Source organism: Rhizobium sp. P1_E6 (assembly GCF_056405875.1).
The window spans coordinates 1-1,903 of sequence record NZ_JBFUBG010000240.1 but is presented as its reverse complement, the minus strand read 5'-3'; the positions used below and the strand labels follow the sequence as shown (position 1 = coordinate 1,903).

At 61.8% G+C, this 1,903-nt stretch carries 2 protein-coding genes and 1 pseudogene; all 3 read right to left on the bottom strand.

All coding sequences use genetic code 11. From position 1 onward, the window contains the following. Window positions 1-402, bottom strand: a 402-nt coding sequence (gene repC, locus AC1D35_RS35790) for a plasmid replication protein RepC (protein ID WP_477942713.1), incomplete at its 3' end; no start/stop codon positions are given. 155 nt (window positions 403-557) lie between these two features. Further along, complete coding sequence (gene repB / locus AC1D35_RS35785; protein ID WP_113335385.1) at window positions 558-1,565, bottom strand: plasmid partitioning protein RepB; 1,008 nt, start codon at window positions 1,563-1,565, stop codon at window positions 558-560. Window positions 1,566-1,569: 4 nt separating this feature from the next. Then, window positions 1,570-1,903: pseudogene (locus AC1D35_RS35780) on the bottom strand (plasmid partitioning protein RepA); the annotation flags it as partial.

Sequence of the window (1,903 nt, the reverse complement as noted above, 5' to 3'; positions counted from 1 at the left end):
ATCGATCGCGCCGGATTTGTCCTTGCGGGCGTAGCGTTTGCCGTTGGCGCTGTCCTTGCGCACGATCAGCCCCGCCTCGACGAGGAGCGCGATATGCCGGCGAAGCGTGGCGCCGGCAATGCCATGGGCGCGCACCGCCAGCTGGGCATTGGACGGAAACACCACCATCTTGGCGCCCGACGCAAGCGCGTTTTCGGGATAAAAGCTCAGGAGCGCATCGAGCACGGCAAGGCTGCGGTCCTGCAGGCCCAGCCGCTCGCGTGCCTCGGATGCGTCCCGAAACACCTTCCACTTGTCGACGCTCCGGTCTGCTTTAAACTCGGCCGTCTGTACCTGCCGGCGCACCAGCGCAAGCGTCATCGGCCGCCGCCCAAAGGGCGTCGTCACACTTCCACTCTCCATTTTCCTTCACCTTGTCTCAGGCAAAAGAAACCTGCTCGCCAAACTGACGTCTAAAAACTCTTGACGGCGATTCGTGGAAATGCGATTCTCAAGTTGCTACAGATGAGAGAGGCTTCCACGACGGAAACGTTTGGGGGCCTTTTTCTTTTGCTTTGCTAAGCTCCTCTGTCCTGCTGGTATTCCGCATAGAGGCGCTTCAGCCTCTCCTGCACGAATTCATCGAAACCGGGCGCGGCCTTGCTGTCGAAGACGAAGGTCGCGGTCGCCGGCGTGCGCTTGAACTTCACCGGAAGGTCGGCAATCTGAGTGGATGCCGCGGACGCCTTCGCATCGGTCTCTTTCTTCGTCACGAAGGCGAAGGCCCTGTGGAACCGGTCATTGCTCGACATCTGGCGAAGGTTGTCCGCGGACAACATGGTCATGAGTGCATCGATATCGGCCTTTTCCAGATGCTCGCCCAATTCCAGCCAGCGCCTGCGGCCGATCTCCGGTGCCGAACCAATGGCGCTGATGAGCGCAAATGGCGCCTGGCGGGTTATGATGCGCATGCGCGAAAGCGCKGCCTTATCGACGTTGAGGGCTGCCATGACGACGTCACTGCCAAATCCCCTTTCCTCAAGGCGATGCGCAAAGAGCGCCCGTTCGATGTAGGAGAGGTCCGTGCGGGCATTGTTTTCCTGGCCCTGGCTGACGACGAGCTGATCGTCGGTGAGCGCGCGAACGATCGCCTTGACCTTGATGCCGAGCGTCTTGGTTGCGGCAAGGCGGCGATGACCGAATGCGACCTGATAACGACCCTTGGCGTCGGGATGCGGACGCACCAGGATCGGCACCTGCTGGCCGTGCTCGCGGATCTGTCCCGTCAACTGTGCAAGTTCGTCGGCATCGACCTCGAGGCGGTCGGCGACGAAGGAGGCATCGACGAGCGCCGTATCGAGTTCGACGATCGTCTGGCCCTCGGCGAGCTGACGTTCCAGATCGTTGGCGCGCTCGACCTTTTCGGTGATGTTGCCGAGCGTCTTGGTAATGCCGCCGACGGGGCCGCCGGCCCGCGTTTGCGGAATGAAGCCGGCAATCGGCCGGCTGTCGCGCGGTGCGACCGAGGGCGTCTCCGGCCGAGCCTGGTTGGGATTTGAGACTTCGATGAGGTTCTTGCGCGTCATTCAGCTACTTCCTCCCCCAGGTCGAGCGGATATGCGCTTCGATTTCGCCATTGACGAGGTTCATCGATTCCAGCGCCCGGTCATAGGTGCCGCGTGTGAACTGCGCGCGATCAACCTCATAGAGCGTCTGCTTGGTCACGCCGGCATCAGCGATGGCGGTGGACTTCAGCATCGCGTTCTGCAGCATGCGATTGCCGAAGATCGCCCGCATGAAGCCGGTCATCTGACTCTGCGGGCCGTCATTGGGCTCGAAGCGGGTGACGAGGTAGCGCATCCAGTCGTAGCTGGTGCGCCCCCCTGCCCGCTCGACGACCGACATCAATTCGCTCGTCATCGTC